The organism is Streptomyces sp. NPDC088762, from assembly GCF_044750905.1.
Classification (GTDB): Bacteria; Actinomycetota; Actinomycetes; order Streptomycetales; family Streptomycetaceae; genus Streptomyces.
The window spans coordinates 126297-152761 of sequence record NZ_JBIVKT010000016.1 but is presented as its reverse complement, the minus strand read 5'-3'; the positions used below and the strand labels follow the sequence as shown (position 1 = coordinate 152761).

Sequence of the window (26465 nt, the reverse complement as noted above, 5' to 3'; positions counted from 1 at the left end):
GTACCTTGCGCCGCGAACCGAAGGAGGGCCCATGCCGGATCAGCCCGTGCCCGTCCCCGTCCCCGTGGAGCGGCTCGGCTTCGAGATGCCGCCCGCGCACGACACCGTCGAAGCGGCGCGCGAGCACCGCAAGGCGCGGCTCGCCGAGGCGCTGCGCCTGCTGGGGCGGCTGGGGTACGGGGAAGGGGTGGGCGGGCAGGTCACCGCGCGCGATCCCGGGTTCGAGGACTGCTACTGGGTGAACCCCTTCGGGCGGGCCTTCGGCGGTCTCGGCCCCGACGACCTGCTGCTGGTCGACGGGGACGGGCGGGTGGTCCGCGGGGAGCGCCGGGTCAACGAGCTGGCCTTCGCCGTGCACGCCGCGGTCCACCGGGCGCGCCCCGAGGTGGTGGCCGTCGTCCGCGCGCAGGGCCCGTACGGCCGCGCCCTCGCCTGCCTCGGCGAGCTGCTCGCCCCGATCACCCAGGAGGCCTGCGCCTTCTACGAGGACCACGCGCTGCTGGACGAGTTCACCGGGGGCGGGGACGGGGACCCGGCACGGATCGCCCGCGCGCTGGGCCCGTACAAGGCGCTGATCCTGCGCAACCGCGGGCTGCTGACGGTCGGGGACTCCGTGGACGCCGCGGTCTGGTGGTTCCTTGAGGCGGAGCGGGCGGCCCAGGTGCAGCTGATCGCGCGGGCGGCCGGGAAGCCGGTGCCCATCGACCACCGCAGCGCGGTCGCGACCCGCGAGCGGTTCGGGTCCGATCTGGCCGCCTGGGTGAGCTACCAGCCGCTGCGCCACAACGGTGACACGCCGGTGGCGTCAACATCATGAACGGTTAATCACCTGCTCTGACATCGTGCGCAATCCGGAGCACTGCCGCAGTGGTGCACAATTCGCTGGCATTGCCCCGTAGTTCAGAGAGGCGGCACGCACGTGGCTGTCCAAGAGATCTCCCGAAGTCCCCATACCGGCGCCTGCACCTGCGAGGACTGCGCGCGAGAAGGGCACCGCCGCGCCGTCGCCGCGTTCCTGGAGAAGCGCGACGAGTTCGCCTCCGGGCAGGGCGTACCGGCCGCCGTGGCCCACTCGCTGGGGGCCTCCCGGCAGTGGGTCTCCGACGAACTGACCCTCTCGGCGCGTTCCGTCGCCGACCGGGGCCGGGAGGCCGGGAACTCCTGGCTGTACCTGTTCTCCCGGCGGGCCGTCCTCGCCGTGTGGATCGCCGCCGGCGTGCTGCTGCTCGTCCAGGTCGGCACCGCGCTCGGCACCGGCTGGTCCACGGCCCGCACCGCCGGGCTGCTGGCGGCCCTGGTGCTGGCCGGGCTGCTCACGGTCGCGGCCCGCGCCCAGTCGGTGCGCGGCGGGCTGCTGGCCCCGCTGGTCGGCGAGGACAACCGGCTGTCCACCTCGAAGACCGTGCCGAGCGCCTGGGTGGTGCTGACGGCGTTCGCCGCGCTGCTGCCCGCCCTGCGGCTGGCGGCCTCGGCGCCGGGGCCGGAGCGGCAGGCGCTGTACGCGGGGCTGGCCCTGGACCGGGCGCTGCCGCTGCTGTCGGTGGTCGCGCTGACCTCGGTGGTGGCCGTCCTGGTGCGCCGGGTGGTCTCCGTACGGATCATGGGCCAGCGGCTGCAGAAGCTGCCGGCCGACCGGCCGCGCGGGGTGGACCTGCTCACGGACGACGCGGGGCGCGGGAGCTTCCCGGACGCCCAGTACGTGCTGGTCTCGACGGTGGTGCTGGCCTACGCGGCGGTGTCGCTGGCCCGCTTCCCGGAGCGGCTCCCGCAGCTGCCGTGGGCGCTGGCGCTCCTGGTGGCGCTGTCGGCGGCCGTCTACCTCGCCGCCAAGTACGCCGAGGGCACCCGCCCGCTGGTGCTGTCGGTGGTGCGCAGACGGGAGCCCGGCGATCTGGACGCGCCCGTCCGCCCCGGGGACGACATCGAGATCCGGGGGGTGGGCTTCGTGCCGCCCGGGGCGCAGACGCCGGAGATGCTGGCGCGGCTGGTGGTGCGGGTCGGAGCGGTGCACGTGCACGTGCCGCTGGTCCCGGTGGCCGGCGGGTTCACCAACCCCTCGGACACCGTCCTGACGGTGCCCGTGCCGGCCGAAGTGGAACCGGGCCGCACCGAGATCCAGGTGGTGACCGCCGCAGGAGTGGAATCCAACCGCTGCAGCATCGACGTGGCCGAGTGAGCGGGGTAGACATGACGGGTGACCCGAACCGACGTTCCTGACGTCTCCCGGCTGAGCGACTCCCCGATCAAGGAGCAGGCGGTCCGCCACGCCCTGCTGCCGCTGCGGATCTTCCTCGGCGTGACCTTCGTGTACGCGGGCCTCGACAAGCTGACCGACTCCGCGTTCCTCTCCGCCACCGGCGAGGGATCCATCGGCGACCTGATGCGCGGGGTGCGCGACACCTCCGCCGTTCCGCCCCTGGTGGACCTGGCGCTCAAGGCTCCCGTCGGCTTCGCCGTGTGCCTGGCCATCGCCGAGCTGCTGGTCGGCCTGGCGGTCCTGGCCGGTCTGCTGACCCGTGTCGCGGCCGTCGGCGGAGCGCTGATCTCGCTCAGCCTGTGGCTCACCGTGTCGTGGGCGGTGACCCCGTACTACTACGGCAACGACCTGATCTACCTGATGGCCTGGACCCCGCTGATCCTCGCCGGGGCCTCCTACCCGTCCCTGGACTCGCTGATCCGGTCGCGCCGGTCCCGCCGTACGGCGTAGGTGGTCATCCCGACGAGCGCGGCGAGCGAGAGCCCGCCCATCGTGATCGGGATGACCAGGAACCACGGCAGGTCGGCCGCTCCGGTGCCGTCCAGCAGGTAGAGCACGCCCGCCGTCAGCAGGGCCAGGCCCGCGATCAGCCGTCCCGGCTGGAACTCATGACGCCGCACGGGCCACCTCCACCTGTCCCACACCCGCGCTGAGGTGCAGCTCGATCGTTCCGCCGGCCTCGGTGCCGACGGCCGGCGACAGCGTCGTCCGCCGGTTCTGCCCGCCGAGGTGCTCGATCCGGTCCGCCCGGTCCCCCGGCAGTCGTACGTCCCCCAGCCGGCGGATCGTGATGTCCGCCTCGGCGGTGACCTCCCGGGGGAGGACCACCTTGAGCCGGCCCGCGTCGATGGAGGCCCGGACGGGGACGGTGGTGCCCTTCGGAACGTCCAGGCGGCTCAGGTCCAGGGTGGCCAGCCCGGTGCCCGCCTCGTAGACCGGCCGTACGTCGGCCACGGCGGCCGGACGCCAGTCGGTGTCCCGCCAGTCGGTGCCGATCTCGCGGGGGAGTACCGCCGCCCCCGCGAGCAGGCCCGCGGTCAACAGGGACAGCAGGATCGTGCCGAAGCCGGTGCGCCCCAGCAGGGAGCTGACCACGAGACCCAGCCCGAAGACGGCCAGCGCGGCGGCGAGCCCGGTCTGCAGGGCCGCCCCCATCGGGTGGCCCTCCCAGGCGGCGGCGGTGGCGGCCGTCCCGGCCAGCAGGGCCAGGACGAAGACCCGGCCGCCGATGCCGCCGCGCGGGCGGGCCGCGGCGGCGGGCTTGCGCACGGCCGCGGCCGGAGCGCGCACCGATCCGGCGTCGTCGAGGGCCGCCGCGTCGTCCGGACCCCACAGGTAGCCCGTGGCGCCGACCGGGCCGGTGGTGCCGTCCTTGACCAGCGGGTCCCGCCACCAGGACGGGCCGCCGGGGGCCGGCGGAGCCTTCGTCTCCGGCGGGGCGGGGGAGTGCGCGGCCGGGGCCTGCGCCTCGGGCGGCCGGGTGTGCCGCCGCTGCTGCGACCAGTACGAGGCTCCGCCCAGCGCCAGGATGACCAGGACCGAGAAGACCGCGAGGCCGCCGTTGTCCAGCATCGACAGGAACAGCGCGCAGCCCACCAGGGCGGCGAAGACCGCCGCGAGGGTGGCGCCCTCGATGCGGCCGGTCAGCATCTTCTTCGCCTCGCTGTCGTCCTCGCCCTCCACGGGGAGCAGCAGCCACGCGAAGCCGTAGAAGATCAGGCCGACGCCGCCGGTGACCGCGAGGACACCGAGGACGATCCGGAAGATCACCGGGTCCAGTTCGAAGTACCGGCCCAGGCCCCCGCACACGCCCGCGAGGAGCTTGTCGCGCTTGCTGCGGCGCAGGGGAGGACGGTCGTCCGGCGGGGACGCGGCCCCCGGATCCTCCGGCGGGGCGGTGTGCACTTCGGTCATGCGTCCATGGTGACGGGCCGCCCGGGCCCGCGGCACCGGGCCCGACCCTGGCGCAACCCTGATATCCCCCCGACAGAACTGGGGGGCTGCCCTGATGCCCGGCCGGGCCCGCCCGTGTGACCATCGGTGCCATGCCGCCCGTAGCCGCCCCCCGCACCCCTCTCGCACCGGATCCCGACGAAGCGCCGCAGCGCAAGCTGTACCGCAGCGCCGACGGCCGGATGCTCGGCGGTGTCGCGCGCGGTCTCGCCGGGCACCTCGGGCTGCGGGTGGTCTGGGTCCGGCTCGCCTTCCTCCTGCTGTTCATGTGGGGCGACGGCCTCGGCATCCTGCTCTACGCCGCGTTCTGGGTCTTCGTACCGCTCGGCGTCGGCGGCCGCGCCGGGCACCGCTCCTTCCTGGAGTCCCTCGCCGACGGCAGCCGCCGGCTGCGCAAACCCGACCGGGGGCAGATCACCGCGTTGGTCGCGCTGCTCATCGGCGTCGGCATCTTCATCTCCAAGGTCCAGGTCGGCGGCGCCTCGGGCCGGTACGTGTGGCCCACGCTGCTGGTCGGGGCCGGTGTGGTCCTCGTCTGGCGACAGGCCGACAACGCCCGCCGCGCCCACTGGAACGAGACCATCGGACGGCACGGGCGCCTCTTCCAGGCCGCCCGGGCCCTCGCCGGGGTCGCCCTCGTCGGCGTCGGCCTGACCGTCTTCATCGTCGTACGGGGCTCCGCCGCCCAGCTCGGCAACGTCCTGACCGCCACCCTCGCCGTCCTCGTCGGCGTCGCGCTGCTCGCCGGACCCTGGCTGATCCGCATGACCCAGGACCTCTCCGAGGAGCGCCTGATGCGCATCCGCGCCCAGGAACGCGCCGAGGTCGCCGCCCACGTGCACGACTCGGTGCTGCACACCCTCACCCTGATCCAGCGCAACGCGGAGGACGCCGGAGAGGTGCGCCGGCTCGCGCGGGCCCAGGAGCGGGAGCTGCGGAACTGGCTGTACCGGCCCGAGGGCACCGGCAAGGACGAGGCCGAGGAGCCGGCCACCCTCGCGGAGGCCGTCAAGAAGACCGCCGCCGAGGTGGAGGACCACCACGGCGTCCCCATCGAGGTGGTCCTCGTCGGCGACTGCCCGCTCGACGAGCGGCTGGCCGCCCAGGTCCAGGCGGCGCGCGAGGCGATGGTCAACGCCGCGAAGTACGGTGGCGAGGGCGGCCCCGTGCAGGTGTACGCGGAGGTCGAGGGGCAGACGGTGTTCGTGTCCGTACGGGACCGGGGACCGGGCTTCGACATCGACGCGGTACCGGACGACCGCATGGGCGTACGAGAATCGATCATCGGCCGGATGCAGCGCAACGGCGGGACCGCGGTGCTGCGGTCCGCGCCCGACGGCGGCACGGTAGTCGAACTGGAGATGGAGAGGGCGGCGAACGCGGCATGACCGAGGACAGCGCTGTGACGGAGACCAGGAGGGTCCGGGTGGTCCTCGTCGACGACCACCGGATGTTCCGCACGGGCGTACAGGCCGAGATCGGCGACACCGGGCGGACCGGCGTCGAGGTCGTCGGAGAGGCCGCCGACGTGGACCAGGCCGTCACCGTCATCACCGCCACCCGGCCCGAGGTGGTCCTGCTCGACGTGCACCTGCCCGGCGGCGGCGGGGTCGAGGTGCTGCGCCGCTGCGCCCCGCTGATGGCGGCGGCCGAGCACCCCGTACGGTTCCTGGCCCTGTCGGTGTCGGACGCCGCCGAGGACGTCATCGGCGTCATCCGCGGCGGCGCGCGCGGCTACGTCACCAAGACCATCACCGGCACCGACCTGGTGGACTCGATCTTCCGGGTGCAGGACGGGGACGCGGTGTTCTCGCCGCGGCTGGCGGGCTTCGTGCTCGACGCCTTCGCCTCGACGGACGCGCCGCCGGTCGACGAGGACCTCGACCGCCTCACGCAGCGCGAGCGCGAGGTGCTGCGGCTGATCGCGCGCGGGTACGCGTACAAGGAGATCGCCAAGCAGCTCTTCATCTCGGTGAAGACGGTCGAGTCGCACGTCTCGGCGGTGCTCCGGAAGCTCCAGCTCTCCAACCGCCACGAGCTGACCCGCTGGGCGACGGCGCGCCGTCTGGTGTGACCTCACGGGCGGGGCCGGCCTGCGCGGATACCGGCGGATGTGATCCACGACGCAGGGGGAAGGGGCAACCGGACGCCGTCCCGCCGCCCTCTTGGGTGGCGTGATGAGCCTGACGGGGACCCCCCTCTTCGCGACGGTGGCCGTGCTGGCCGCGCTCGCCGTCGTCCTGCCGCTGGCCGTGTGGAGCAAGGTGCGCGGCCCCGCCGTCGTGCGCGTCGCCACCCGCGGCCTCATGGTGGTCTTCGCGCAGGTCACCGCCATCGCGCTGGTGTTCGTCGCGGTCAACCGCGACATGAACTTCTACGCCTCCTGGGGCGACCTCCTCGGCACCGGCAAGTACGTCACCGCCGCTCCCGACCTCGGCCCGGACGGTCTCGGCGGGAAGAAGGCCTCGGAGGTCAAGGCCGAGCCGAAGGTGAAGCAGACCTTCCAGCCCGTCGAAGGGCTCGGCGGGCGGGTCCGGAAGACCGAGCTCGACGGAAAGATCTCCGGGGTCAAGGGCGACGTGATGGTGTGGCTGCCGCCGCAGTACGACGAGCCGGAGTTCAAGGACAAGAAGTTCCCGGTGGTCGAGCTGATCCCGGGCATACCCGGAACGGGCAAGTCCTGGTTCCAGGGGCTCAAGGCGCACGAGGTGCTGGAACCGCTGATGAAGAGCGGCAAGGTCAAGCCCTTCATCCTGGTCTCGCCACGCGCCATGCTGCTGGGCAACGCCGACACCGGCTGCGCCAACCTGCCGGGCAAGGTCAACGCGGACAGCTGGTTCAGCGTCGACGTCCGCAAGATGGTCACCGACAACTTCCGGGTCTCGGACGAGGCCCGCACCTGGGGCGTCGCCGGGTACTCGGCCGGCGCGTACTGCGCCGCCAAGCTGGCGATCTCGCACCCCGACCGCTACAGCGCGGCCGTCTCCCTGTCCGGCTACAACGACCCGGGCCAGGAGCCCTCGTCGCTGGTCGCCCAGGATCCGGAGCTGCGCCGCACCCACAACCTCAAGCACGTGCTCAAGACCGCTCCCACGCCGCCGGCGGTCTCGCTGTGGATGTCGGGGGCCGAGCAGGACGGCTACCTGTCCGGCACGGACCTCAAGGCGCTCGCGCAGAGCCCGACGACGGTGCACGCGGAGAAGGTGACCGGCGGCCACAACCTCGACTCGTGGTCGAAGCAGCTCCCGCAGACCTTCGACTGGCTGAGCAAGACGGTCAAGGCGCCGTAGCGGCGCTTCGCGCCGCGTGTCGCCCGGCGGGGCGATGCGGCGCTATGCGGGGCGGGCGGCGCCGGCCCAGGGCATCGAGTCCACCGGGGCCACGCGGACCGTCGAGCCGGGGCGCGGGGCGTGGATCATCTGGCCGTTGCCGATGTAGAGCCCGACGTGGGTGATCCCCGAGTAGAAGAACACCAGGTCCCCGGGGGCCAGCTGATCGCGGGAGACGCGCCGCCCCGCGTTGATCTGCGTGTAGGTGGTGCGGGGCAGCGAAACCCCGGCCGCGCGCCAGGCCGCCTGGGTCAGGCCCGAGCAGTCGAAGGACCCCGGGCCGGTGGCGCCCCAGACGTACGGCTTGCCGATCGCGCCGTGCGCGAAGGCCACGGCGCGGGCGGCGCGGGAGCCGTCGGCGGGCGCCGGGGGAGCCGAGTGCGCGGAGCCGGCGGAGGCGGAGGCGGGGGTCGTGGCGGCGCCCGACCGGGCCTCGTACGCGGCACGCTCCTCGGCGGTGAGCCGGGCCAGCAGCCGCTTCGCGGTGCTGAGCTTGCCCTCGATCTCGGCCTTGCGCTCGGCCAGCTCGTCGCGCCGCGCGCGCAGGTCGGCGAGCCGTCCGGCGGCCTGCTCGCGCAGCTTGCCGACCTCGTCGAGCCGGCGGCGCACCGTGCTGATGCCGGCGGCGTTGCGGTCCCCGGCGCGGGTGATGAAGGAAGCCTGGGCGAGGTACTCCTGCGGATCGGCGGCGGTCGCGAGCGTGACCGCGGTGCCGAGGCCGCCGCCGCTGCGGTACTGGGTGGCGGCCAGTGACCCGAGCGCGCTGCGGGCGCTGTTGAGCTGGTCGGTCTTGCGGGCGGTCTGGTCGCGCAGGTCCGTCAGTGCGCGCTCGGCCTCCTCGGCCTTCTGCTTCGCCCCGTTGTACCGCTCGGTCGCGGCCTCGGCCTCCTCGTAGAGCCGGTCCACCTCGGACTCGACCTGTGCGGGAGTCATGCGGGGGTCGGCCTGGGAGGTGCCTTCGAAGGCGGTCGCGGTGGCAGCGCCCGCGAGGGCGAGGGTGGTGGCGGCGGTCCTTACGGTGCCGCCTGCGAGCGGGCGCTGCCTGGGCTTTCGATGACTGGCCACGAGGGCCTCACGTCCTTCCTCTGTCGGTGCTTGGAGGAGGACGCTAGAGCGGAGGTAACGGGCCGATGACGAGATGATCGCAAGTGGCCTGATGCGACCGGGGATGGCCGACCGGGACCGATGTGGATCAGTGCCAGAGGACGGCGATGAAGATATTGACCACGGTCAGTCCGCCGACCGCGCCGAACAGCGCCTTCTCCACCCGCTCCTCGTCGCGCTTGACGTAGACGAGGGCGAGGACCACGAAGAGGACCGCGAGCTTCACGCCGATCTTGACCTGGTTGACGGCGGACCCGTCCATCTCGCGGAAGCCGACCAGGAGCACACCGGTGACGAGCATGGTGAGCGCGCCGTGCAGCATGGCGGGCACGAAGCGGGCGGTGCCCGCGCCCATCGCCTTCATCTGGGTCAGGAAACCGCCGAGGAGCGAGGCTATGCCGATGATGTGCAGGCCGACGAAGGCGTTGGTGAGGACAGTCATGGCGTCGAGCGTACGAGACGAATTTCCGGGGGCGGAACCGGCTGTCGGTCCCGCCCCCTAGACTCGGAATGCGATGAGCAGCCTCTTTGACGACAGTTTCCTGGCGGACCTCACCCCCTCCGACGAGGTCCCTCCGCCGCCCGAGGATCACGCCGCCCCCGAGCCGGGCGCCGACGATCTCTTCGGCGGCCGCTTCGACATGCCCATGTCCGGGGACGCGTACTACCGGGACGGCGCCCCGCGGCCCGTCATCGACCCGGCGACGCTCCTCGACGGGCTGAACGAGCAGCAGCGCGCGGCCGTGGTGCACGCGGGCTCCCCGCTGCTCATCGTGGCCGGCGCAGGCTCCGGCAAGACCCGGGTGCTGACCCACCGCATCGGCCACCTGCTCGCCGCGCGGAACGTCCACCCCGGCCAGATCCTGGCGATCACCTTCACCAACAAGGCCGCCGGCGAGATGAAGGAGCGCGTCGAGAGCCTCGTCGGCCCGCGCGCGAACGCCATGTGGGTCTCCACCTTCCACAGCGCGTGCGTCCGCATCCTGCGCCGCGAGTCCAAGCGGCTCGGCTTCACGTCCTCCTTCTCGATCTACGACGCCGCCGACTCCAAGCGCCTCATGGCGCTCGTCTGCCGCGACCTGGACCTGGACCCGAAGAAGTTCCCGCCGAAGTCCTTCAACGCCAAGATCTCGAACCTCAAGAACGAGCTGATCGACGCGGAAGCCTTCGCCGACCAGGCCGCCGACGGTTTCGAGAAGACCCTCGCCCAGGCGTACGCCATGTACCAGGGGCGGCTGCGCGAGGCCAACGCGCTCGACTTCGACGACATCATCATGACCACGGTCCACCTGCTCCAGGCGTTCCCGGACGTCGCCGAGCACTACCGGCGCCGCTTCCGGCACGTCCTCGTCGACGAGTACCAGGACACCAACCACGCCCAGTACACGCTCGTGCGCGAGCTGGTCGGCACCGGCTACCCGGACCTGCCGCCCGCCGAGCTCTGCGTGGTGGGTGACGCCGACCAGTCGATCTACGCCTTCCGCGGTGCGACCATCCGCAACATCCTCCAGTTCGAGGAGGACTACAAGGACGCGACGACGATCCTGCTGGAGCAGAACTACCGCTCCACGCAGACGATCCTCTCCGCCGCCAACGCGGTCATCGAGCGCAACGAGAACCGCCGCGCCAAGAACCTGTGGACCCAGGCCGGCACCGGCGCCGTCATCACCGGTTACGTCGCGGACACCGAGCACGACGAGGCGCAGTTCGTCGCCGACGAGATCGACCGGCTGACCGACGCGGGGGACGCCAAGGCGGGCGACGTCGCGATCTTCTACCGGACCAACGCGCAGTCGCGTGTCTTCGAGGAGATCTTCATCCGCGTCGGCCTCCCGTACAAGGTCGTCGGCGGCGTCCGCTTCTACGAGCGCAAGGAGGTCCGCGACGTTCTCGCGTACCTGCGCGTCCTCGCGAACCCCGAGGACAACGTGCCGCTGCGCCGGATCCTGAACACGCCCAAGCGGGGCATCGGCGAGCGCGCCGAGGCGATGATCGACGCCCTCGCGATGCGCGAGAAGATCACCTTCCCGCAGGCGCTGCGGCGCGTGGACGAGGCCTTCGGCATGGCCGCGCGCTCGACGAACGCGGTGAAGCGGTTCAACGTGCTGATGGAGGAGCTCCGCACGATCGTCGACTCGGGCGCGGGCCCGGCGGTGGTCCTGGAAGCGGTGCTGGAGCGCACCGGCTACCTCGCCGAGCTCCAGGCGTCGACGGATCCGCAGGACGAGACGCGCATCGAGAACCTCCAGGAACTCGCCGCCGTGGCGCTGGAGTTCGAGCAGGCCCGGGAGGCGGCGGCCGCCGAGGCGGCCGAGACCGGCGCCCCGGCTCCCGGCGCCGGCACCCTGGCCGAGTTCCTGGAGCAGGTGGCGCTCGTCGCCGACTCCGACCAGATCCCGGACGAGGACACCGAAGGCACGGGCGTCATCACGCTGATGACCCTGCACACCGCCAAGGGCCTGGAGTTCCCGGTGGTCTTCCTGACCGGCATGGAGGACGGGGTCTTCCCGCACATGCGGGCGCTCGGCCAGACCAAGGAGCTCGAGGAGGAGCGCCGCCTCGCGTACGTGGGCATCACGCGGGCGCGCGAGCGGCTGTACCTGACGCGCTCCTCGATGCGCAGCGCCTGGGGCACGCCCTCGTACAACCCGCCGTCGCGGTTCCTGGAGGAGATCCCGGACGAGTACCTCCAGTGGAAGCGCACGGGCGCGGCACAGAAGCCGGCCGGTCCGATGCGGAGCTCCGGGTACGGGTCTTCGGGGTCCGGCTCGGGCTTCGGCGGCGGAAAGGCCTCGTTCGGCACCTCGCCGGAGGCGTTCCTGTCCTCGTCGCGTACGAAGTCGGGCCCGTCCGGCTTCGCCACGCGCCGGGCCGCCGACAAGCCGGTGATCTCCCTGGCGGTCGGGGACCGGGTCACGCACGACCAGTTCGGGCTCGGCACCGTGATGGAGGTCAAGGGCGCGGGCGCCGACGCGCAGGCCACCATCGACTTCGGGGACGACAAGCCGAAGCGCCTGCTCCTGCGCTACGCGCCGGTCCAGAAGCTGTAGCGGGCAGTCTGGGGGCCGGCGGCCTGGCAGCGGGGCGGCTCGAGGCCGTCGGCTAGCGCGGGTCCAGGCCGTGGCTGCGCAGCCACGCCAGGGGATCGATCGCGGAACCGCCACCGGGCCGTACCTCGAAGTGGAGGTGCGGGCCGGTGGAGTTGCCCGAGTTGCCGGAGTACGCGATGACGTCGCCCGCCTTGACCTTGCCGGACCGGATCTTGGTGCTGCTGAGGTGGCAGTACCAGGTCTCCGTGCCGTCGGGCGCGGTCACTATCGCCATGTTGCCGTAGGCGCTGTTCCACTGGGTGCGCACGGTGCCGTCGGTGGCGGCCATGACCGGGGTTCCGTAGCCGACCGGGAAGTCGATACCGGTGTGCACGGACATCCACATGCCGCCGGCCTGCCCGAAGCTGGCGCTGAGGCCGTGCTGTGCGACGGGGATCGCGAACTTGGGGCGGGCGGCTTCCTTCGCCGCCTCTTCCTCGGCCTTCTTCTTCTTTTCCTCGTCCTGGCGCTGGCGCAGGTCGATGCGCTCCTGCGTGCGGCTCGCGCGGTCCGCGAAGTCGCCCGCGTCGGCGCTGAGCGCGGCCAGTTGGGTGTCGAGCTTGGTGTTCGCCGCGACGGGCTTGACCGAGGCCGGGTCGGGCGCGGCCATCGTGGTGGTGTCCTCGGCCGGCTTGTCCGTGCCGGTCAGTCCGCCGACGGAGGCGGCGGCGACACCCGCGACACCCATCACGCAGGCGGAGGGCACGGCCACGGTCAGCAGGGCGGAACGCTTCGCCGGGGTGCGCCGACGGGTGTTGCCCGCCTTGCCGTTGCCCTTCGCGCCGGCCTTGGCGTTGCCCTTGCCGGCGGTCCGGCGCGCGGAGCGCGGAGCGGAGGTCACGGGCATGGCCTGGGTCGGGAGGTCGTGCACCTCGGGCGTTTCGCCGTCGACCAGCTCTTCGAACTCTCCGAGCCCGTCGAGTACTTCGTTCCCGTCGAAGACGGTGGTCTCGGCGTACGCGTGGGGCTCGGGGGCGGGCGCAGGGGTTTCGTAGGCGTAGGCCTCGTACGCGTATTCCTGCTGCTGCTGCTGCGGATGGTGCAGCTGCTCCGTCGGCGCAGGCTGGTAGGCGTCGTACGCGTACTCGTACGCGTAGCCGGCGTCGGGCTGCTGTACCGGTGCTTCGGTGGCGTCGGGCGTGACGGGGGCGGCGGTGTTCCAGGCGGTGGCGTCGTACGCGCCGGTCTCGCCACCCATCAGCGTCTCGTAGCCCGGCACCGTCCAGTGCCCGGTCTGCGTCTGCTCGGCGGTGGTGTCGTAGCCGAAGGACGGCTGCGGCTGGTACTGCGCGTAGCCGGAGTAGTCGGTGTCCGGCGTGTTCCAGGCGTTGGTCTGAGCCGGGATCGTGGAGAGGTAGGCGTCCTGTGAGGTCCACGCCGTGGTGTCGTACGCGCCGGTCTCATAGGAGCCGTATGCGGCGTAGTTGACGCCCTGACCCTGCGTTTCATAGGAAACGTAGGTGGAATCACCAGCGAAAGTGGTGGTGGCAAGGCCGTCATACCCGGGATCCGGGTACTGGCCCGGCGAGGGGCGGTCGTTCACCAACTTCTCTTTCGCCTCGGCAGTGGTGGCCTGGGTGGCCGGGGAATCAGAGGTTCCCCGGAGGAGAGCAGTGGCGTGACTGTACCCGGCGGTTACTCACAACGACAATCTTCGGCGGGTTTCCACATCGCGGGAACCGGGCATTCGGCCGCCTTTCGGTCGCCGAAAGACGCAGCCTTGGCCTTGAGTTCGAAATTCGTTCGACTTCTGGCGGTCCGGCGTCTAAGCGACGGACGCGGCTCCCGCACGCTCCACGGCGGTCGGCCCGGGGCCGTCGAGCGCGCGCCGCACCGCAGCGATCACGGTGGGGTGGGCGGGGAGCGCGAGGTGTCCGATGCCCGTGACCTGCACGTTCTCCACGCGTAGATCCGGATGCTCGATCCGGGCCGTGCCGACGGGGGCCATCACGACGTCGAACTCGCTCCAGAACGCCACGCATCGCGTCGCGCAGCCGGGCGCGGGACCGGCCAGCTCGGCCAGCACCTCGGAGTCGGGCCGCATCTGGCGCACCAGCGGGTGCGCGTCCATGAAGGGGGCGACCAGCGTCCCGGAATGCGGGGTGCCGAGCGTGACGAGCGTACGGACGCGGGCGTCGCCGCCGAGGCGCTGGACGTAGTACCGGCCGACCAGCCCGCCCAGGCTGTGCCCCACCAGATCCACCCGCTCCTGCCCGGTGCGCGCGCACAGCTCCTCGACGCGCCGGGCGAGGTGGCGGGCGGTGACACGCAGGTCGCGGGTGAAGGGCGAGTAGTTGTACGCCTCCACGTGCCGGCGGCCGTCCGCCCCGAGGGCGCGGCGCAGGAGGACGAAGACGGAGCGGTTGTCGGAGAAGCCGTGCAGGAGCAGCACGGGAGGCCGCGCACCGGCGGACCCGGCGGTGCCCGCCTGGCTGCCGGTCCTCTCCTGGCGCACCCCGGTGGGATAGAGGAGGAGATGCCCCCCGAGGACGACCACCTCGAGCGCCCCGGCCCGCAGCGCGGCACCGGACAAGGGTATGGACAGCCCCATGACGGCCTCCCCTGAGCCTTTTCGGGACTGCGGCCGGTAGCGCCACCGTGCCGTGCGGCTGTCGGCACGGTGGCGCAATGCCGTCCCTCGTGTGATTTCCCCCTCCTGGTTGACCGTGAAACGGTGGCGTGCGCGATGCTGTACTTAACGTTCGTTCACTCGGGAGGCAGTGCGATGGGTGTGACCGGTCCGATCCGTGTGGTGGTGGCCAAGCCGGGTCTCGACGGCCACGACCGCGGCGCCAAGGTGATCGCGCGCGCCCTGCGGGACGCGGGCATGGAGGTCATCTACACAGGCCTGCACCAGACCCCCGAGCAGATCGTGGACACCGCGATTCAGGAAGACGCCGACGCGATCGGCCTCTCGATCCTCTCCGGCGCCCACAACACGCTGTTCGTGCGCGTACTGGAACTCCTGAAGGAGCGCGACGCGGAGGACATCAAGGTCTTCGGCGGCGGCATCATCCCGGAGGACGACATCGCCCCCCTGAAGGCGAAGGGCGTGGCCGAAATCTTCACCCCGGGCGCGACGACGACCGCGATCGTCGACTGGGTCCGCGCCCACGTCCGCGTGTAGCCCCCGGCGGGCGCGGCCTGGCGAAGCCCGGGGGCTCCGCCCTGGAACCCGCGATGTCGCCGGCGCAGCCTGGTGGAGCTCGGGGGTGCCTCGCCCCGGAACCCGCGATGTCGCTGGCACGGCTTGGTGAAGCCCGGGGGGCTTCGCCGTGGAACCCGCGACCTCGCCGGGCGCGGCCTGGTAGAGCTCGCGGGCTTCGCCATGGAACCCGCGACGTCGTCGGCGCGGCCTGGCGGAGTTCGAGGGCTTCGCCATGGAACCCGAGACCTAGCCGCCACGGCCTGGCGGAGCTCGGGGCTGCGCCCCGGAACCCCGCGCCTCATACGCCGCAGGGGCTGACTGCGTCTGCTCGGCTGTTGCCAGGCCCAGGGCAGGGAACCAGCTGCGCGCCCGCACCTACCCACTCAGGCGGGCAAAATCCAGCCCCTCCGGCGTTTGAGGAGCGGGGTACGGGGCGGAGCCCCGATCTGTGAGGGGCACTTGACGGCCACGCGGGACCCCATGCAGCCCCTCCGGCGTTTGAGGAGGCGGGATCCGGGGCGGAGCCCCGGATCCTTGAGGGACACCTGACGGCGGACGGCACCCTGTTCAGCCTCGCCGGCGTTTGAGGCGCGGGGCCCGGGGCGGAGCCCGAGGGGTTACACCGAGGCCAGTTCGGACAGCATCGCCTCGCGCAAGCGAAGGGTGGCCACCAGCCGCTGAAACGCCTCCCCCCAGTACGCGGCGGCGCCGGGCGACGTGTCCGCCGGATCCTCCGCCCCCGCGGTCAGGGCCTCCAGCCGCCCGGCCTCCGCAGGATCAAGGCAGCGCTCCGCCAGCCCCATCACCCCGCTGAAGCTCCACGGGTAGCTGCCCGCCTCCCGCGCCGCCTCCAGCGCGTCCACGACAGCCCTCCCCAGCGCCCCCGCCCACGGCACCACGCACACCCCGAGCAGCTGAAAGGCCTCCGACAGCCCGTGGGCCCGTATGAACTCCGCGACCCAGTCAGCCCGTTCCGCATCCGGCAGGGTCTCCAGCAGCTTCGCCCGTTCCGCGAGCGAGGCCGTCCCCGGGCCCGCCGCGGGCGGGGCGGAGGCCGGGCCGAGCAGGGCCCGCGACCACTCCGCGTTCCGCTGCCGCACGGCCGCCCGGCACCACGCCGCGTGCAGCTCCTCCCGCCAGACCTCGCCCTCGGCGACCGGAAGCGCCACCAGCTCCGCCGGCCGCATCCCCCCGAACCGCTCCGCCCAGCAGGACAGCGGCGCCGCCTCCACCAACTGCCCGAGCCACCAGGCGCGTTCCCCCCGTCCGGCCGGTGGCTGTCTGACCACCCCGTCCCGCAGCATCCCCGCGTCGCATTCGGCCGGCGGGGTCACCCCCTCGGGACCCACGCAGGCCAGGGCGCGCTCCGCCATCCGCCCGGCCAGTGCCGAGCCGGGCAGAGCGGACAGCAGCTCGGCGGCCGTCGCGCGGACATTGCGACTGCGGTCACCCAGCGCCGCCTCCAGGAACGGCTCGTCCCCCTCCGACAGCCCCACGCGCAGCGAATCGAGGAACATCAGCCGGTCCTCGGCCCGCTCGGTGGCCCAGGTCGTCGCCAGCAGCCTCGGCGCGGCCGCCGCGTCGTGGGCCCGTACCGCACCCAGGAGCGCCACCCGCTCCGCGAACAACCCTTCCTGCCACAGCCGTTCCACTCCGGCCGCGTCCGTCACGTCCGGCAGCTGCCCGGCCCCGCCCACGCCACCGCGCAGGGCGAAGCGCCAGTCCGGATTCAGCCGCGCCAGCCACATGCCGCGCGCCCCGGCCAACGCCAGCGCCTGCGGCCGCAGATCCGTACGGGCCCGGGCCGCGTCCAGCAGCGCCGGTACGAGCGCGGCCGGCGAGCGGTAACCGTGCCGCCCGGCCGCGGCCAGCCATTGGGGCAGCAGCTCCGTCAGGTCCGGCGCGGCCCCGCGCCGCCCGCCGCCGCTGCCCGCACCGGTCCGGCCGGCCAGCAGCTGTGCGAGCCGCCGCCGGGCCGCCGCCGGTGGCGCCGGACGCGGATCCAGCGGCGCGGGCTCCGGGCGGGGCCCCGCCGCGGCCGGCCTCAGCCCGGCCCGCCGCCGCGCGGTCTGCACGGCCGCCGCGTCCAACAGGGCCTCCGGACCGCGGCCGTCCTGCCGCCGGTCGGTGCCCAGCAGTGCCGCACCGACCAGCTCCTCCCAGTCCCCGTACTCCTCGTCACCCATGCCCATCAGCCCTCTCCCCTCCCTGGATACCGCGCTCCGGTCCCGCCCCCTCCGCGGGACCGGAGCAGTCCATGTGCCGCTCAACTGCGCTCAACTGGCGTGGTTGTCGTTCACAAAAGCCCCCCGGCTTCTCGTTGCTCCCCGTTCCCCGTACGGCGCCCCGGCGCCGCGTGTTTCCCTCCCCGCCGTCCGCGCGGACGGCATACGGGCCCCCAGGCCCCCGCGGTTTCCTCAGTGGTTTCCCTCGGCGATCTCTTTGTCCCCGACCCCACCCCCGCGCCCGTCAGGCCAGCGCCACCGGTTCCGGAGCGTCCGGCTGCCAGGCCGTCAGGGGGGTGAAGCCACGGTGGCCGCACTCCCCGAACACCGTCACCGGGCCCCCGCCCGACAACGCGGCCAGCTGCCACAGGCCCGGCCGGGACCGGCTCCCGGCCCCGGTCTGCGGCACCGGCAGGGCGGAGTCGCCCTCCGCGTCCGCCAGCTGCCAGCCCAGCTCTCCCGGTATGGGGATCACCGGACCCAGCACCACCGGCCAGGACTCCAGCCACGGGTCCTCCCGCAGCGCCGCCCCGTAGGCCTCCAGAGCCGCCCCCGTACTCACCGCGACCGGAACCTCCGTGCACGGCGCGGCCGCCGCGAACCTCTCCCCGAGATCCGCCAGCAACCCCGCCGACCCGGGCCGGAAGCGCACTTCCGCCTCCAGCACCAGCCCCACCGGCAACGCCAGCCCCGGAGGCCGGCCGGGCGGTCCGAAGTCCAGTACCAGCGCCGGCCGGCCGCCCTCCAGCCCGCGCAGCCATATCCGGCGGGTGGTGAGCCGCCCGTCCGGCGACACCGAGTCGTTCTGGGCCAGCACCAGCCATCGGTCCCGTACGGCCTCCCCCTCCCCGGAGGCCGGCAGTCCCACCCGGCTGCGCACCGTCGCCGCCAGCTGATCCGGCAACGCGGCCACCCCGAGCCAGGCCCGGTCCAGCAGGTGCAGCAGCGCCGCCTCCTCCAGCATCCGGGCGGGCCAGCCGGGGCCGCAACTGGGTATCGTGCCCAACTCCCTTACCCGCCCCGCCAGTCCGGGGGCCTGGGCGTCGACCATCCGCGCCGCGGTCTCCTCCCACGCCGCGTACCCGGCCTGCTCCTGGCCCGCGAGGCCGCCGCGCAGCAGATCGGCCAGCCGCTGCTCCAGCTCGGTGACGCCCGCGCCGATCCGGGCCGCCCGCCGCTCGGCCCGCCGCCGCGCCGCCTCCTCGTCCACCGGTCTGCCGGCTCCCGCAGCCGGCGCCGCGGCCTTCGCCGCCCGGTCCGCCAGCCACTGCGCGGCCCACTCGGGCGGCTCGCCCGGCTCGCCCACCCCCTCGGCCGACCAGAGCAGCAGCAGCCCCAGCGCGTGCTTGCACGGGAACTTCCGGCTCGGGCAGGAGCACTTGTACGCCGGCCCGGCCAGATCCACGACCGTGCGGTACGGCGTACTGCCACTGCCCTTGCACAACCCCCACACCGAACCGGAAGCGGAACCTCCGATCTGCGACCACGGCCCCGCCCCGCCGAGTCTGCTTCCCGCCTTGCGTGAGGCATCGTCAGGAGCCAGAGCCAGTACCTGTTCCGCCGTCCAGCGGACCCCCTGCTCAGTCATGTGAACCACCGTACGGACCCCCACTGACAATCGCCCTGACCTGCAACAACAGTCTGGGCAGGGGGCGTTGTCAGTGGTGTGGTGCACCGTGGATCCCAGCAGTCGGGAGCGGCTGCCGAGCATTGGAGGGGGACCATGACCATGCCCGAGAACACCACGGGAGCCCAGGCGCTGCGACCGCACGCCGAGGACGCCTTCGCGCACGAACTGAAAGCCCTGGAAGCCGCCGACGACCGGCCCCGCCCGACCCGTTGGAAGCTCTCCCCGTGGGCCGTCGCCACCTACCTGCTCGGCGGCGAACTGCCCGACGGCACGGTCATCACACCCAAGTACGTGGGACCGCGCCGCATCGTCGAAGTCGCCGTCACCACCCTGGCCACCGACCGGGCCCTGCTCCTGCTCGGCGTTCCCGGCACCGCCAAGACCTGGGTGTCGGAGCACCTCGCCGCCGCCGTCAGCGGAGACTCCACCCTCCTCGTCCAGGGCACCGCCGGCACGCCCGAGGAAGCCATCCGCTACGGCTGGAACTACGCCCGGCTCCTCGCCCACGGCCCCAGCCGCGAAGCCCTCGTCCCCAGCCCCGTCATGCGGGCCATGGCCGACGGCATGACCGCCCGCGTCGAGGAACTGACCCGCATCCCCGCCGACGTCCAGGACACCCTCATCACCGTCCTGTCCGAGAAGACCCTCCCGATACCGGAGCTCGGCGAAGAGGTGCAGGCCGTGCGCGGGTTCAACCTCATCGCCACCGCCAACGACCGCGACCGCGGGGTCAACGAGCTCTCCAGCGCGCTGCGCCGCCGCTTCAACACCGTGGTCCTGCCCCTGCCCGCCACCGCCGAAGCCGAGGTCGACATCGTCGCCCGCCGCGTCGACCAGATGGGCCGCTCCCTCGACCTGCCGGCCGCGCCCGAAGGCCTGGAGGAGATCCGCCGCGTCGTCACCGTCTTCCGCGAGCTGCGCGAGGGAGTCACCGACGACGGCCGTACGAAGGTGAAATCGCCCAGCGGCACCCTCTCCACCGCCGAGGCCATCTCCGTCGTCACCGGCGGCCTGGCCCTGGCCGCCCACTTCGGGGACGGCGTGCTGCGCCCCTCCGACGTGGCCGCCGGGATCCTCGGCGCGGTCGTCCGCGACCCGGCCGCCGACAAGGTGGTCTGGCAGGAGTACCTGGAGGCCGTGGTCCGCGAGCGGGACGGCTGGAAGGACTTCTACCGCGCCTGCCGGGAGGTGACCGCATGAGCAGGACCGCGCAGGGCCCGCTGCTGCTGGGCGTACGGCACCACGGGCCCGGCTCGGCGCGCGCCGTACGGGCGGCCCTCGACGCGGCCCGGCCGAAGGCGGTGCTCATCGAGGGACCGCCCGAAGGGGACGCGCTGCTGCCGCTCGCCGCCGAACCGGGGATGCGGCCGCCCGTCGCCCTCCTCGCGCACGCGGCGGACGACCCGGGCCGGGCCGCGTTCTGGCCACTGGCCGGATTCTCCCCCGAATGGGTCGCCATCCGCTGGGCCCAGTCGCGGGACGTCCCGGTCCGGTTCATCGACCTCCCGGCGGCGCACACCCTGGCGGCCGAAGGGGACCGGCAGGACGGGGGCGAGCCCGACGCGGTCCGGCTGGACCCCCTCGCCGTGCTGGCCGAGACCGCCGGGTACGACGACCCGGAGCGCTGGTGGGAGGACGTGGTCGAACACCGGGGCGCCGACGGCCGACCGCAGGACCCGCTCGGCGCGTTCGAGGCGCTCGGCGAGGCCATGGGCGCCCTGCGCGAGGCCTACGGCGACGGCGGCCACGCCCGAGACCCGGTCCGCGAGGCGTACATGCGGCAGCGGATGCGGGCCGCCCGCCGCGAGTTCGGCGACGCGTACGCCGTGGTGTGCGGAGCCTGGCACGTCCCCGCCCTGCGTACGAAGACCACCGCGGCCGCCGACAAGGCACTGCTCACCGGTCTGCCCAAGGTCAAGGTGGAGACCACCTGGGTGCCCTGGACCCACCGCAGGCTCGCTCGGGCCGGCGGGTACGGCGCGGGCATCGCCTCGCCCGGCTGGTACGCCCACCTCTTCTCGGCCCCGGACCGGCCCGTGGAGCGGTGGCTGACCAAGGTCGCGGGGCTGCTGCGGGAGGAGGACCGGCAGGTCTCCTCGGCGCACGTCATCGAGGCGGTCCGGCTGGCCGGGACCCTGGCCGCGATGCGGGGGCGGCCGCTGCCCGGGCTGACGGAGACCCTGGAAGCGGTCCGGGCGGTGATGTGCGACGGTTCCGAGATACCGCTCGCGCTGATAGAGGACCGCCTGGTCGTCGGCGACGTGCTCGGCGAGGTCCCGGACACGGCCCCGGTCGTACCGCTCCAGCGCGACCTGAGCCGGCAGCAGCGCTCGCTGCGGCTCAAGCCCGAAGCGCAGGAACGCGAGCTGGAACTCGACCTGCGCAAGGAGACGGACGCGGCCAAGTCCCTGCTGCTGCACCGGCTGCGGCTGCTCGGCATCGGCTGGGGCACGCCCACCGCCTCCCGGAGCAGTACCGGCACCTTCCGGGAGACCTGGCGGCTGTGCTGGGAGCCGGAGCTTTCGGTGCGGGTGGCCGAGGCCGGGATCTGGGGCACCACCGTCCTGGCCGCGGCCACCGCCAAGGCCGAAGCGGACGCCGCGGGCGCCGGGGAGCTGGGCGAGGTGACGGCACTGGCCGAGCGGTGCCTGCTGGCCGGGCTGTCGGAGGCGCTGCCCGCCGTACTGCGGACGCTCGCGGACCGGGCCGCGCTGGACACCGATGTGGCGCGGCTCGCCAAGGCCCTGCCGGCACTGGCCCGGTCGCTGCGGTACGGGGACGTCCGGGGCACCGACGCGGCGGCGCTGGGCACGGTGGCGGCCGGGCTCGCCGAGCGGATCTGCGTGGCGTTGCCGCCGGCCTGCGCGGCCGGGCTGGACGCCGACGCGGCGGCGGAGCTGCGGGGCCATGTGGACGGGGTGCACGGGGCCGTCGCACTGCTGGCCGACGCCGAGGAGGGGCTGCGGGACAGGTGGTCCGCGGTGCTGCGGACGCTGGCCGGTCGGGACACCGTGCCGGGGCTGATACGCGGCCGTGCCGCCCGGCTGCTGCTGGACGAGGGGCGGCTCCCGGCCGGGGAGACGGCGCGGCTGATGGGGCTCGCCCTGTCCCCGGCGGCCTCCCCGGCCGACGCGGCGGGGTGGATCGACGGCTTCGCGGGCGGCGGCTCGGGCGGCGGGACCCTGCTGGTCCACGACGACCGGCTGCTGGGGCTGATCGACAGCTGGCTGGTGGGGGTGCCGGAGCGGGCCTTCACCGACGTACTGCCGTTGCTGCGGCGGACGTTCGGAGCGTACGAGCCGGGCGTGAAGCGGACCCTGGGCGAGCTGGTCCGCCGCGGGCCGTCCGGCACCGCTGCGGCGACGGCCGGCGGCGCGGCCCCCGAGGGCTTCGCGCCGGAGCTCGACCCCGCCCGGGCGGACGCCGTGGTGGAGCTGGTCCGCCTGCTCCTGGCCGCTCCGCCGCCCGGCACACCGGAGGCCTGAGCCGCCTTCAGCCAGCCGGCCCCGCGGCCGGGGCTCCGCCCCGCACCCCGCGCCTCAATCGCCGGCGGGGCTTGATTTGCCCCCGTCGTCCTGTGGGTGCGGCGCCGTTGCCGGGGGCCGGCCCCGGACCCCTGCGCCTCAATCGCCGGCGGGGCTGATTGTGCCCCCGTGGTCTTGTGGGTGCGGCGCCGTTGCCGGGGGCCGGCCCCCGGACCCCCGCGCCTCAAACGCCGACGGGGCTGGGTGTGTCGGACGGGAGCAGCCATATTCAGCCTCGCCGGCGTTTGAGGCGCGGGGTCTGGGGCGGAGCCCCAGGGTTTTGAGCCGCGCCCGGCGATGGAGGCGCGGGTCCGGGCGGAGCCCGGGGAACGGAGAAAGGGCGGGGCGGGGAGAGGCTCCGCGCAGCGGCCCCCGAAGCGGCCCCGAAGCGGTGCCCTGCAGCGGTGCTCTGCAGCGGTGTCCCGCGGTCGTGGCCGCGGTGGTGCCCCGCGGTGGTGCGGAGCAAAGAGAGGCGGTCGGCGGCACGGGTCGCAGACCATGACACGGACAGGGGACGGGACGTATGGGCAGGACTGCAGACGCGGCGGCAGCGCGGGACGCGGAGGCCGCCGGTGACGGCAACGGCGTCGACGCGGGGCCCGCGGCAGGCGAACGGCTCCGGCGGTGGCGGCTGGTGCTCGGCGGGGGAGAGGGCGACGGGACCGGGTACGCGTTGAGCGGGCGGGACGCGGCCATGGACGGGACGCTCGCCGCGCTGTACGGCGGGGGCGCGGAGCGCGGCGGGAGCGGCCCTCGCAAGGCGCAGGGGTCCCGGTCGGCAGGCCTCGGGGGGTCCGCCCCGCACGTGGCCCGCTGGCTCGGGGACATCCGTACGTACTTCCCCAGCTCCGTGGTCCAGGTCATGCAGCGCGACGCGATCGAACGGCTCGGCCTCTCCGCCCTGCTGCTGGAGCCGGAGATGCTGGAGGCCGTCGAGCCCGACGTCCACCTGGTCGGCACGCTGCTCTCACTGAACAAGGCCATGCCCGACACCACCAGGGAGACGGCCCGGGCAGTGGTCCGCAAGGTGGTCGAGCAGCTGGAGCAGAAGCTCGCGACGCGGACCCGGGCGACCCTCACCGGCGCTCTCGACCGGTCCGCCCGGATCAGCCGCCCCCGCCACCACGACATCGACTGGAACCGCACGATCCGGGCCAACCTCAAGAACTACCTGCCCGAGTACCGCACCGTGGTCCCCGAACGGCTCATCGGATACGGCCGTGCGGCCCAGTCGGTGAAGAAGGAGGTGATCCTCTGCATCGACCAGTCGGGGTCGATGGCCGCGTCCGTCGTCTACGCCTCCGTGTTCGGGGCGGTGCTGGCCTCGATGCGCTCGATCGCGACCCGCCTCGTCGTCTTCGACACCGCCGTCGTCGACCTCACCGACCAGCTCGACGACCCGGTCGACGTCCTCTTCGGCACGCAGCTGGGCGGCGGCACCGACATCAACCGGGCCCTCGCCTACTGCCAGTCGAAGATCACCCGCCCCGCCGATACCGTCGTCGTCCTGATCAGTGATCTCTACGAGGGCGGCATACGCAACGAGATGCTCAAGCGCGTCGCCGCCATGAAGGCCGCCGGGGTCGAGTTCGTGACCCTGCTGGCCCTGTCCGACGAAGGGGCCCCGGCCTACGACCGCGAACACGCCGCCGCCCTTGCGGCGCTTGGCGCCCCGGCGTTTGCCTGCACCCCCGACCTGTTCCCGGAGGTGATGGCCGCGGCCCTCGAGAAGCGCCCTCTGCCGGTGCCCTGACCGGCCCCGGCGCGGATCACAGGGAATGGGCAGATCACACGAAGTTCCAGTTCAACCGTGAGGCGATCTGTGACAGGTATCACCGCTCAGGTGTGATCTGCGATTTAGGGACCTACGTCCCACGGGGATAACCTGCGGGACGGACATGCCGCGTCCACGGTCACCGTGTGCGCCTTCCTTGTGACAGCGCCGTCACGTTGCCCTCCGCGGCACGCCCACGCAGATAGCAGACAACCGCGAATCACTGCGAATCTTTAAAAAGACAAGGGACGGACGCGCGTGGACCTGTTCGAGTACCAGGCGAGGGACCTCTTCGCCAAGCACGGTGTACCGGTGCTGGCCGGTGAAGTCATCGACACGCCTGAGGCGGCTCGCGAGGCCACCGAGCGGCTGGGCGGCAAGTCGGTCGTCAAGGCGCAGGTGAAGGTCGGCGGCCGCGGCAAGGCCGGCGGCGTGAAGCTGGCCGCCACCCCGGACGAGGCCGTCGCCCGGGCGACGGACATCCTCGGCATGGACATCAAGGGCCACACGGTCCACAAGGTGATGATCGCCGAGACCGCTCCGGAGATCCTGGAGGAGTACTACGTCTCCTACCTCCTCGACCGCACCAACCGCACCTTCCTGGCCATGGCCTCGGTCGCGGGCGGCATGGACATCGAGCAGGTCGCGGAGGAGACCCCCGAGAAGCTCGCCAAGGTCCCGGTGAACGCCAACGAGGGCGTGACCATCGAGAAGGCCCGCGAGATCGTCGCCCTGGCGCAGTTCCCGGCCGAGGTCGCCGAGAAGGTCGCCGAGGTCCTCGTGACCCTCTGGAAGACCTTCATCGCCGAGGACGCGCTCCTCGTCGAGGTCAACCCGCTCGCGAAGGTCGCCTCCGGCGACGTCATCGCGCTCGACGGCAAGGTCTCGCTCGACGAGAACGCCGAGTTCCGCCAGCCGGGCCACGAGGAGTTCGTGGACCACGCCGCCGCGAACCCGCTCGAGGCCGCCGCCAAGGCGAAGAACCTCAACTACGTCAAGCTCGACGGTGAGGTCGGCATCATCGGCAACGGCGCGGGTCTCGTCATGAGCACCCTCGACGTCGTCGCCTACGCCGGCGAGAACCACGGCGGCGTCAAGCCCGCCAACTTCCTGGACATCGGCGGTGGCGCCTCCGCCGCCGTCATGGCCAACGGTCTCGAGATCATCCTCGGCGACCCGGACGTCAAGTCCGTCTTCGTCAACGTCTTCGGCGGCATCACCGCCTGCGACGAGGTCGCCAACGGCATCGTCCAGGCGCTGCAGCTGCTCGAGGACAAGGGCGAGGCGGTCACCAAGCCGCTGGTCGTCCGTCTCGACGGCAACAACGCCGAGCTGGGTCGCAAGATCCTCTCGGACGCCAACCACCCGCTGGTCCAGCGCGTGGACACCATGGACGGCGCGGCCGACAAGGCCGCCGAGCTCGCGGCTGCGAAGTAAGGGCAGAGGTCACAGACTCACATGGCTATCTTCCTCAACAAGGACAGCAAGGTCATCGTCCAGGGCATGACCGGTGCCACGGGCATGAAGCACACCAAGCTGATGCTGGCTGACGGCACCAACATCGTCGGCGGCGTGAACCCGCGCAAGGCCGGCACCACCGTCGACTTCGACGGCACCGAGGTCCCGGTCTTCGGCTCCGTCGCCGAGGCGATGGAGAAGACGGGCGCCAACGTCTCCGTCCTCTTCGTCCCGCCGGCCTTCGCCAAGGCCGCCGTCGTCGAGGCGATCGACGCCGAGATCCCGCTGGCCGTCGTCATCACCGAGGGCATCGCGGTGCACGACTCCGCCGCCTTCTGGTCGTACGCGACCGCCAAGGGCAACAAGACGCGGATCATCGGCCCGAACTGCCCGGGTCTGATCACCCCCGGCCAGTCCAACGCCGGCATCATCCCGGGCGACATCACCAAGCCCGGCCGCATCGGCCTCGTGTCCAAGTCGGGCACGCTGACCTACCAGATGATGTACGAGCTCCGTGACATCGGCTTCTCCTCGGCCGTCGGCATCGGTGGCGACCCGGTCATCGGCACCACGCACATCGACGCCCTGGAGGCGTTCGAGGCCGACCCCGACACCGACCTGATCGTCATGATCGGCGAGATCGGCGGCGACGCCGAGGAGCGTGCGGCGGACTTCATCGCGAAGAACGTCACCAAGCCGGTCGTCGGCTACGTCGCGGGCTTCACCGCCCCCGAGGGCAAGACCATGGGTCACGCCGGTGCCATCGTCTCCGGTTCTTCTGGCACCGCACAGGCCAAGAAGGAAGCCCTGGAGGCCGCGGGCGTCAAGGTCGGCAAGACGCCGACCGAGACGGCCAAGCTCGCGCGCGAGATCCTGAACGCCGCGCAGTAGTCACCGGCGCAGCAGCAGTACGCACACGGGCGTGGCCCGCACCCCTCCGGGATTCCGGGGGTGCGGGCCACGCCCGTTCTCGC

Annotated in this window: 21 protein-coding genes; 13 read left to right on the top strand and 8 right to left on the bottom strand. The window is 72.9% G+C overall.

The features are described from left to right. Window positions 1–31: 31 nt before the first annotated feature. The 3 genes from ACIP5M_RS29200 to ACIP5M_RS29190 all read left to right on the top strand — a co-directional run bounded on the left by ACIP5M_RS29200 (window position 32) and on the right by ACIP5M_RS29190 (window position 2707). Window positions 32–817: a class II aldolase/adducin family protein gene (locus tag ACIP5M_RS29200; RefSeq protein WP_401202245.1), complete on the top strand. Its 786-nt coding sequence runs from the start codon at window positions 32–34 to the stop codon at window positions 815–817. A 102-nt stretch (window positions 818–919) separates the two neighbouring features. Then, window positions 920–2176, top strand: coding sequence for a hypothetical protein (locus ACIP5M_RS29195; protein ID WP_401202243.1), 1257 nt, complete (start codon window positions 920–922; stop codon window positions 2174–2176). 18 nt (window positions 2177–2194) lie between these two features. Beyond that, a complete protein-coding gene (locus tag ACIP5M_RS29190) occupies window positions 2195–2707 on the top strand; it encodes a DoxX family protein (RefSeq protein ID WP_401202241.1) in 513 nt (170 codons plus the stop codon). Here the strand turns inward: ACIP5M_RS29190 and ACIP5M_RS29185 are convergent. Beyond that, on the bottom strand, window positions 2653–2877 hold the full coding sequence (locus tag ACIP5M_RS29185; protein ID WP_401202239.1) for a hypothetical protein: 225 nt from the start codon (window positions 2875–2877) through the stop codon (window positions 2653–2655). The genes ACIP5M_RS29190 and ACIP5M_RS29185 overlap by 55 nt on opposite strands. Further along, the gene (locus ACIP5M_RS29180; protein WP_401202238.1) at window positions 2864–4171 is read right to left on the bottom strand and encodes a PspC domain-containing protein; all 1308 of its coding nucleotides are present in this window, start codon (window positions 4169–4171) and stop codon (window positions 2864–2866) included. The genes ACIP5M_RS29185 and ACIP5M_RS29180 overlap by 14 nt, the downstream gene beginning before the upstream one ends. Window positions 4172–4302: 131 nt before the next feature. Here ACIP5M_RS29180 and ACIP5M_RS29175 point away from each other — a divergent pair, with 131 nt between their 5' ends. From ACIP5M_RS29175 to ACIP5M_RS29165, 3 genes are all read left to right on the top strand, one after another. Further along, window positions 4303–5598, top strand: coding sequence for a PspC domain-containing protein (locus tag ACIP5M_RS29175; RefSeq protein WP_401202237.1), 1296 nt, complete (start codon window positions 4303–4305; stop codon window positions 5596–5598). Then, a complete protein-coding gene (locus tag ACIP5M_RS29170; RefSeq protein ID WP_401202235.1) occupies window positions 5595–6284 on the top strand; it encodes a LuxR C-terminal-related transcriptional regulator in 690 nt (229 codons plus the stop codon). The genes ACIP5M_RS29175 and ACIP5M_RS29170 overlap by 4 nt, the downstream gene beginning before the upstream one ends. Before the next feature lie 103 nt (window positions 6285–6387). Further along, a complete protein-coding gene (locus tag ACIP5M_RS29165; RefSeq protein WP_401202233.1) occupies window positions 6388–7500 on the top strand; it encodes an alpha/beta hydrolase in 1113 nt (370 codons plus the stop codon). 42 nt (window positions 7501–7542) lie between these two features. On the opposite strand, the gene ACIP5M_RS29160 is transcribed toward ACIP5M_RS29165, so the two are convergent. Together ACIP5M_RS29160 and ACIP5M_RS29155 are read right to left on the bottom strand one after the other, a co-directional pair. After that, window positions 7543–8604 carry an NlpC/P60 family protein gene (locus ACIP5M_RS29160; RefSeq protein ID WP_401202232.1) on the bottom strand — a complete coding sequence of 354 codons (1062 nt, stop codon included), beginning with the start codon at window positions 8602–8604 and terminating at the stop codon, window positions 7543–7545. A gap of 127 nt (window positions 8605–8731) precedes the next feature. Next, window positions 8732–9085, bottom strand: a complete 354-nt coding sequence (locus ACIP5M_RS29155; RefSeq protein ID WP_401202230.1) for a hypothetical protein — start codon at window positions 9083–9085, stop codon at window positions 8732–8734. Between the two features lie 73 nt (window positions 9086–9158). On the opposite strand from ACIP5M_RS29155, the gene pcrA reads away from it, so the two are divergent. Further along, window positions 9159–11693, top strand: coding sequence for a DNA helicase PcrA (gene pcrA / locus ACIP5M_RS29150; protein WP_401202228.1), 2535 nt, complete (start codon window positions 9159–9161; stop codon window positions 11691–11693). Window positions 11694–11745: 52 nt separating this feature from the next. Here the strand turns inward: pcrA and ACIP5M_RS29145 are convergent, their stop codons facing one another. Further along, complete coding sequence (locus ACIP5M_RS29145; RefSeq protein WP_401202226.1) at window positions 11746–13275, bottom strand: M23 family metallopeptidase; 1530 nt, start codon at window positions 13273–13275, stop codon at window positions 11746–11748. A 222-nt stretch (window positions 13276–13497) separates the two neighbouring features. Then, window positions 13498–14283, bottom strand: a complete 786-nt coding sequence (locus tag ACIP5M_RS29140; RefSeq protein WP_401202224.1) for an esterase/lipase family protein — start codon at window positions 14281–14283, stop codon at window positions 13498–13500. 174 nt (window positions 14284–14457) lie between these two features. Here ACIP5M_RS29140 and ACIP5M_RS29135 point away from each other — a divergent pair, with 174 nt between their 5' ends. Further along, window positions 14458–14859 (top strand): cobalamin B12-binding domain-containing protein, encoded by a 402-nt coding sequence (locus ACIP5M_RS29135; RefSeq protein WP_401202222.1) that lies wholly within the window; start codon window positions 14458–14460, stop codon window positions 14857–14859. A gap of 638 nt (window positions 14860–15497) precedes the next feature. Here the strand turns inward: ACIP5M_RS29135 and ACIP5M_RS29130 are convergent. Both ACIP5M_RS29130 and ACIP5M_RS29125 read right to left on the bottom strand, forming a co-directional pair. Next, window positions 15498–17072 carry a DUF5691 domain-containing protein gene (locus tag ACIP5M_RS29130; RefSeq protein WP_401202220.1) on the bottom strand — a complete coding sequence of 525 codons (1575 nt, stop codon included), beginning with the start codon at window positions 17070–17072 and terminating at the stop codon, window positions 15498–15500. Window positions 17073–17349: 277 nt separating this feature from the next. Beyond that, window positions 17350–18693 (bottom strand): SWIM zinc finger family protein, encoded by a 1344-nt coding sequence (locus ACIP5M_RS29125; protein ID WP_401202218.1) that lies wholly within the window; start codon window positions 18691–18693, stop codon window positions 17350–17352. Between the two features lie 135 nt (window positions 18694–18828). Here ACIP5M_RS29125 and ACIP5M_RS29120 point away from each other — a divergent pair, with 135 nt between their 5' ends. The 5 genes from ACIP5M_RS29120 to sucD all read left to right on the top strand — a co-directional run bounded on the left by ACIP5M_RS29120 (window position 18829) and on the right by sucD (window position 26382). Beyond that, on the top strand, window positions 18829–19935 hold the full coding sequence (locus ACIP5M_RS29120; RefSeq protein ID WP_401202216.1) for an AAA family ATPase: 1107 nt from the start codon (window positions 18829–18831) through the stop codon (window positions 19933–19935). Beyond that, window positions 19932–22220, top strand: coding sequence for a DUF5682 family protein (locus ACIP5M_RS29115; RefSeq protein WP_401202214.1), 2289 nt, complete (start codon window positions 19932–19934; stop codon window positions 22218–22220). Before ACIP5M_RS29120 ends, ACIP5M_RS29115 begins: the two co-directional genes overlap by 4 nt. Before the next feature lie 562 nt (window positions 22221–22782). After that, the gene (locus ACIP5M_RS29110) at window positions 22783–24012 is read left to right on the top strand and encodes a VWA domain-containing protein (RefSeq protein ID WP_401202213.1); all 1230 of its coding nucleotides are present in this window, start codon (window positions 22783–22785) and stop codon (window positions 24010–24012) included. A gap of 279 nt (window positions 24013–24291) precedes the next feature. Continuing rightward, window positions 24292–25470: an ADP-forming succinate--CoA ligase subunit beta gene (gene sucC, locus ACIP5M_RS29105; RefSeq protein ID WP_401202211.1), complete on the top strand. Its 1179-nt coding sequence runs from the start codon at window positions 24292–24294 to the stop codon at window positions 25468–25470. A 21-nt stretch (window positions 25471–25491) separates the two neighbouring features. Beyond that, window positions 25492–26382, top strand: coding sequence for a succinate--CoA ligase subunit alpha (sucD, locus tag ACIP5M_RS29100; RefSeq protein WP_215016991.1), 891 nt, complete (start codon window positions 25492–25494; stop codon window positions 26380–26382). Window positions 26383–26465 lie beyond the last annotated feature (83 nt).

Bases quoted from the DNA above. Each gene is read 5' to 3' on its own strand.
- ACIP5M_RS29200 (WP_401202245.1), top strand. From the start codon at position 32: ATGCCGGATCAGCCCGTGCCCGTCCCCGTCCCCGTGGAGCGGCTCGGC.
- ACIP5M_RS29180 (WP_401202238.1), bottom strand. From the start codon at position 4,171: ATGACCGAAGTGCACACCGCCCCGCCGGAGGATCCGGGGGCCGCGTCC.
- ACIP5M_RS29175 (WP_401202237.1), top strand. From the start codon at position 4,303: ATGCCGCCCGTAGCCGCCCCCCGCACCCCTCTCGCACCGGATCCCGAC.
- ACIP5M_RS29170 (WP_401202235.1), top strand. From the start codon at position 5,595: ATGACCGAGGACAGCGCTGTGACGGAGACCAGGAGGGTCCGGGTGGTC.
- ACIP5M_RS29165 (WP_401202233.1), top strand. From the start codon at position 6,388: ATGAGCCTGACGGGGACCCCCCTCTTCGCGACGGTGGCCGTGCTGGCC.
- ACIP5M_RS29155 (WP_401202230.1), bottom strand. From the start codon at position 9,085: ATGACTGTCCTCACCAACGCCTTCGTCGGCCTGCACATCATCGGCATA.
- pcrA (WP_401202228.1), top strand. From the start codon at position 9,159: ATGAGCAGCCTCTTTGACGACAGTTTCCTGGCGGACCTCACCCCCTCC.
- ACIP5M_RS29140 (WP_401202224.1), bottom strand. From the start codon at position 14,283: ATGGGGCTGTCCATACCCTTGTCCGGTGCCGCGCTGCGGGCCGGGGCG.
- ACIP5M_RS29135 (WP_401202222.1), top strand. From the start codon at position 14,458: ATGGGTGTGACCGGTCCGATCCGTGTGGTGGTGGCCAAGCCGGGTCTC.
- ACIP5M_RS29130 (WP_401202220.1), bottom strand. From the start codon at position 17,072: ATGGGCATGGGTGACGAGGAGTACGGGGACTGGGAGGAGCTGGTCGGT.
- ACIP5M_RS29125 (WP_401202218.1), bottom strand. From the start codon at position 18,693: ATGACTGAGCAGGGGGTCCGCTGGACGGCGGAACAGGTACTGGCTCTG.
- ACIP5M_RS29120 (WP_401202216.1), top strand. From the start codon at position 18,829: ATGACCATGCCCGAGAACACCACGGGAGCCCAGGCGCTGCGACCGCAC.
- ACIP5M_RS29115 (WP_401202214.1), top strand. From the start codon at position 19,932: ATGAGCAGGACCGCGCAGGGCCCGCTGCTGCTGGGCGTACGGCACCAC.
- ACIP5M_RS29110 (WP_401202213.1), top strand. From the start codon at position 22,783: ATGGGCAGGACTGCAGACGCGGCGGCAGCGCGGGACGCGGAGGCCGCC.
- sucD (WP_215016991.1), top strand. From the start codon at position 25,492: ATGGCTATCTTCCTCAACAAGGACAGCAAGGTCATCGTCCAGGGCATG.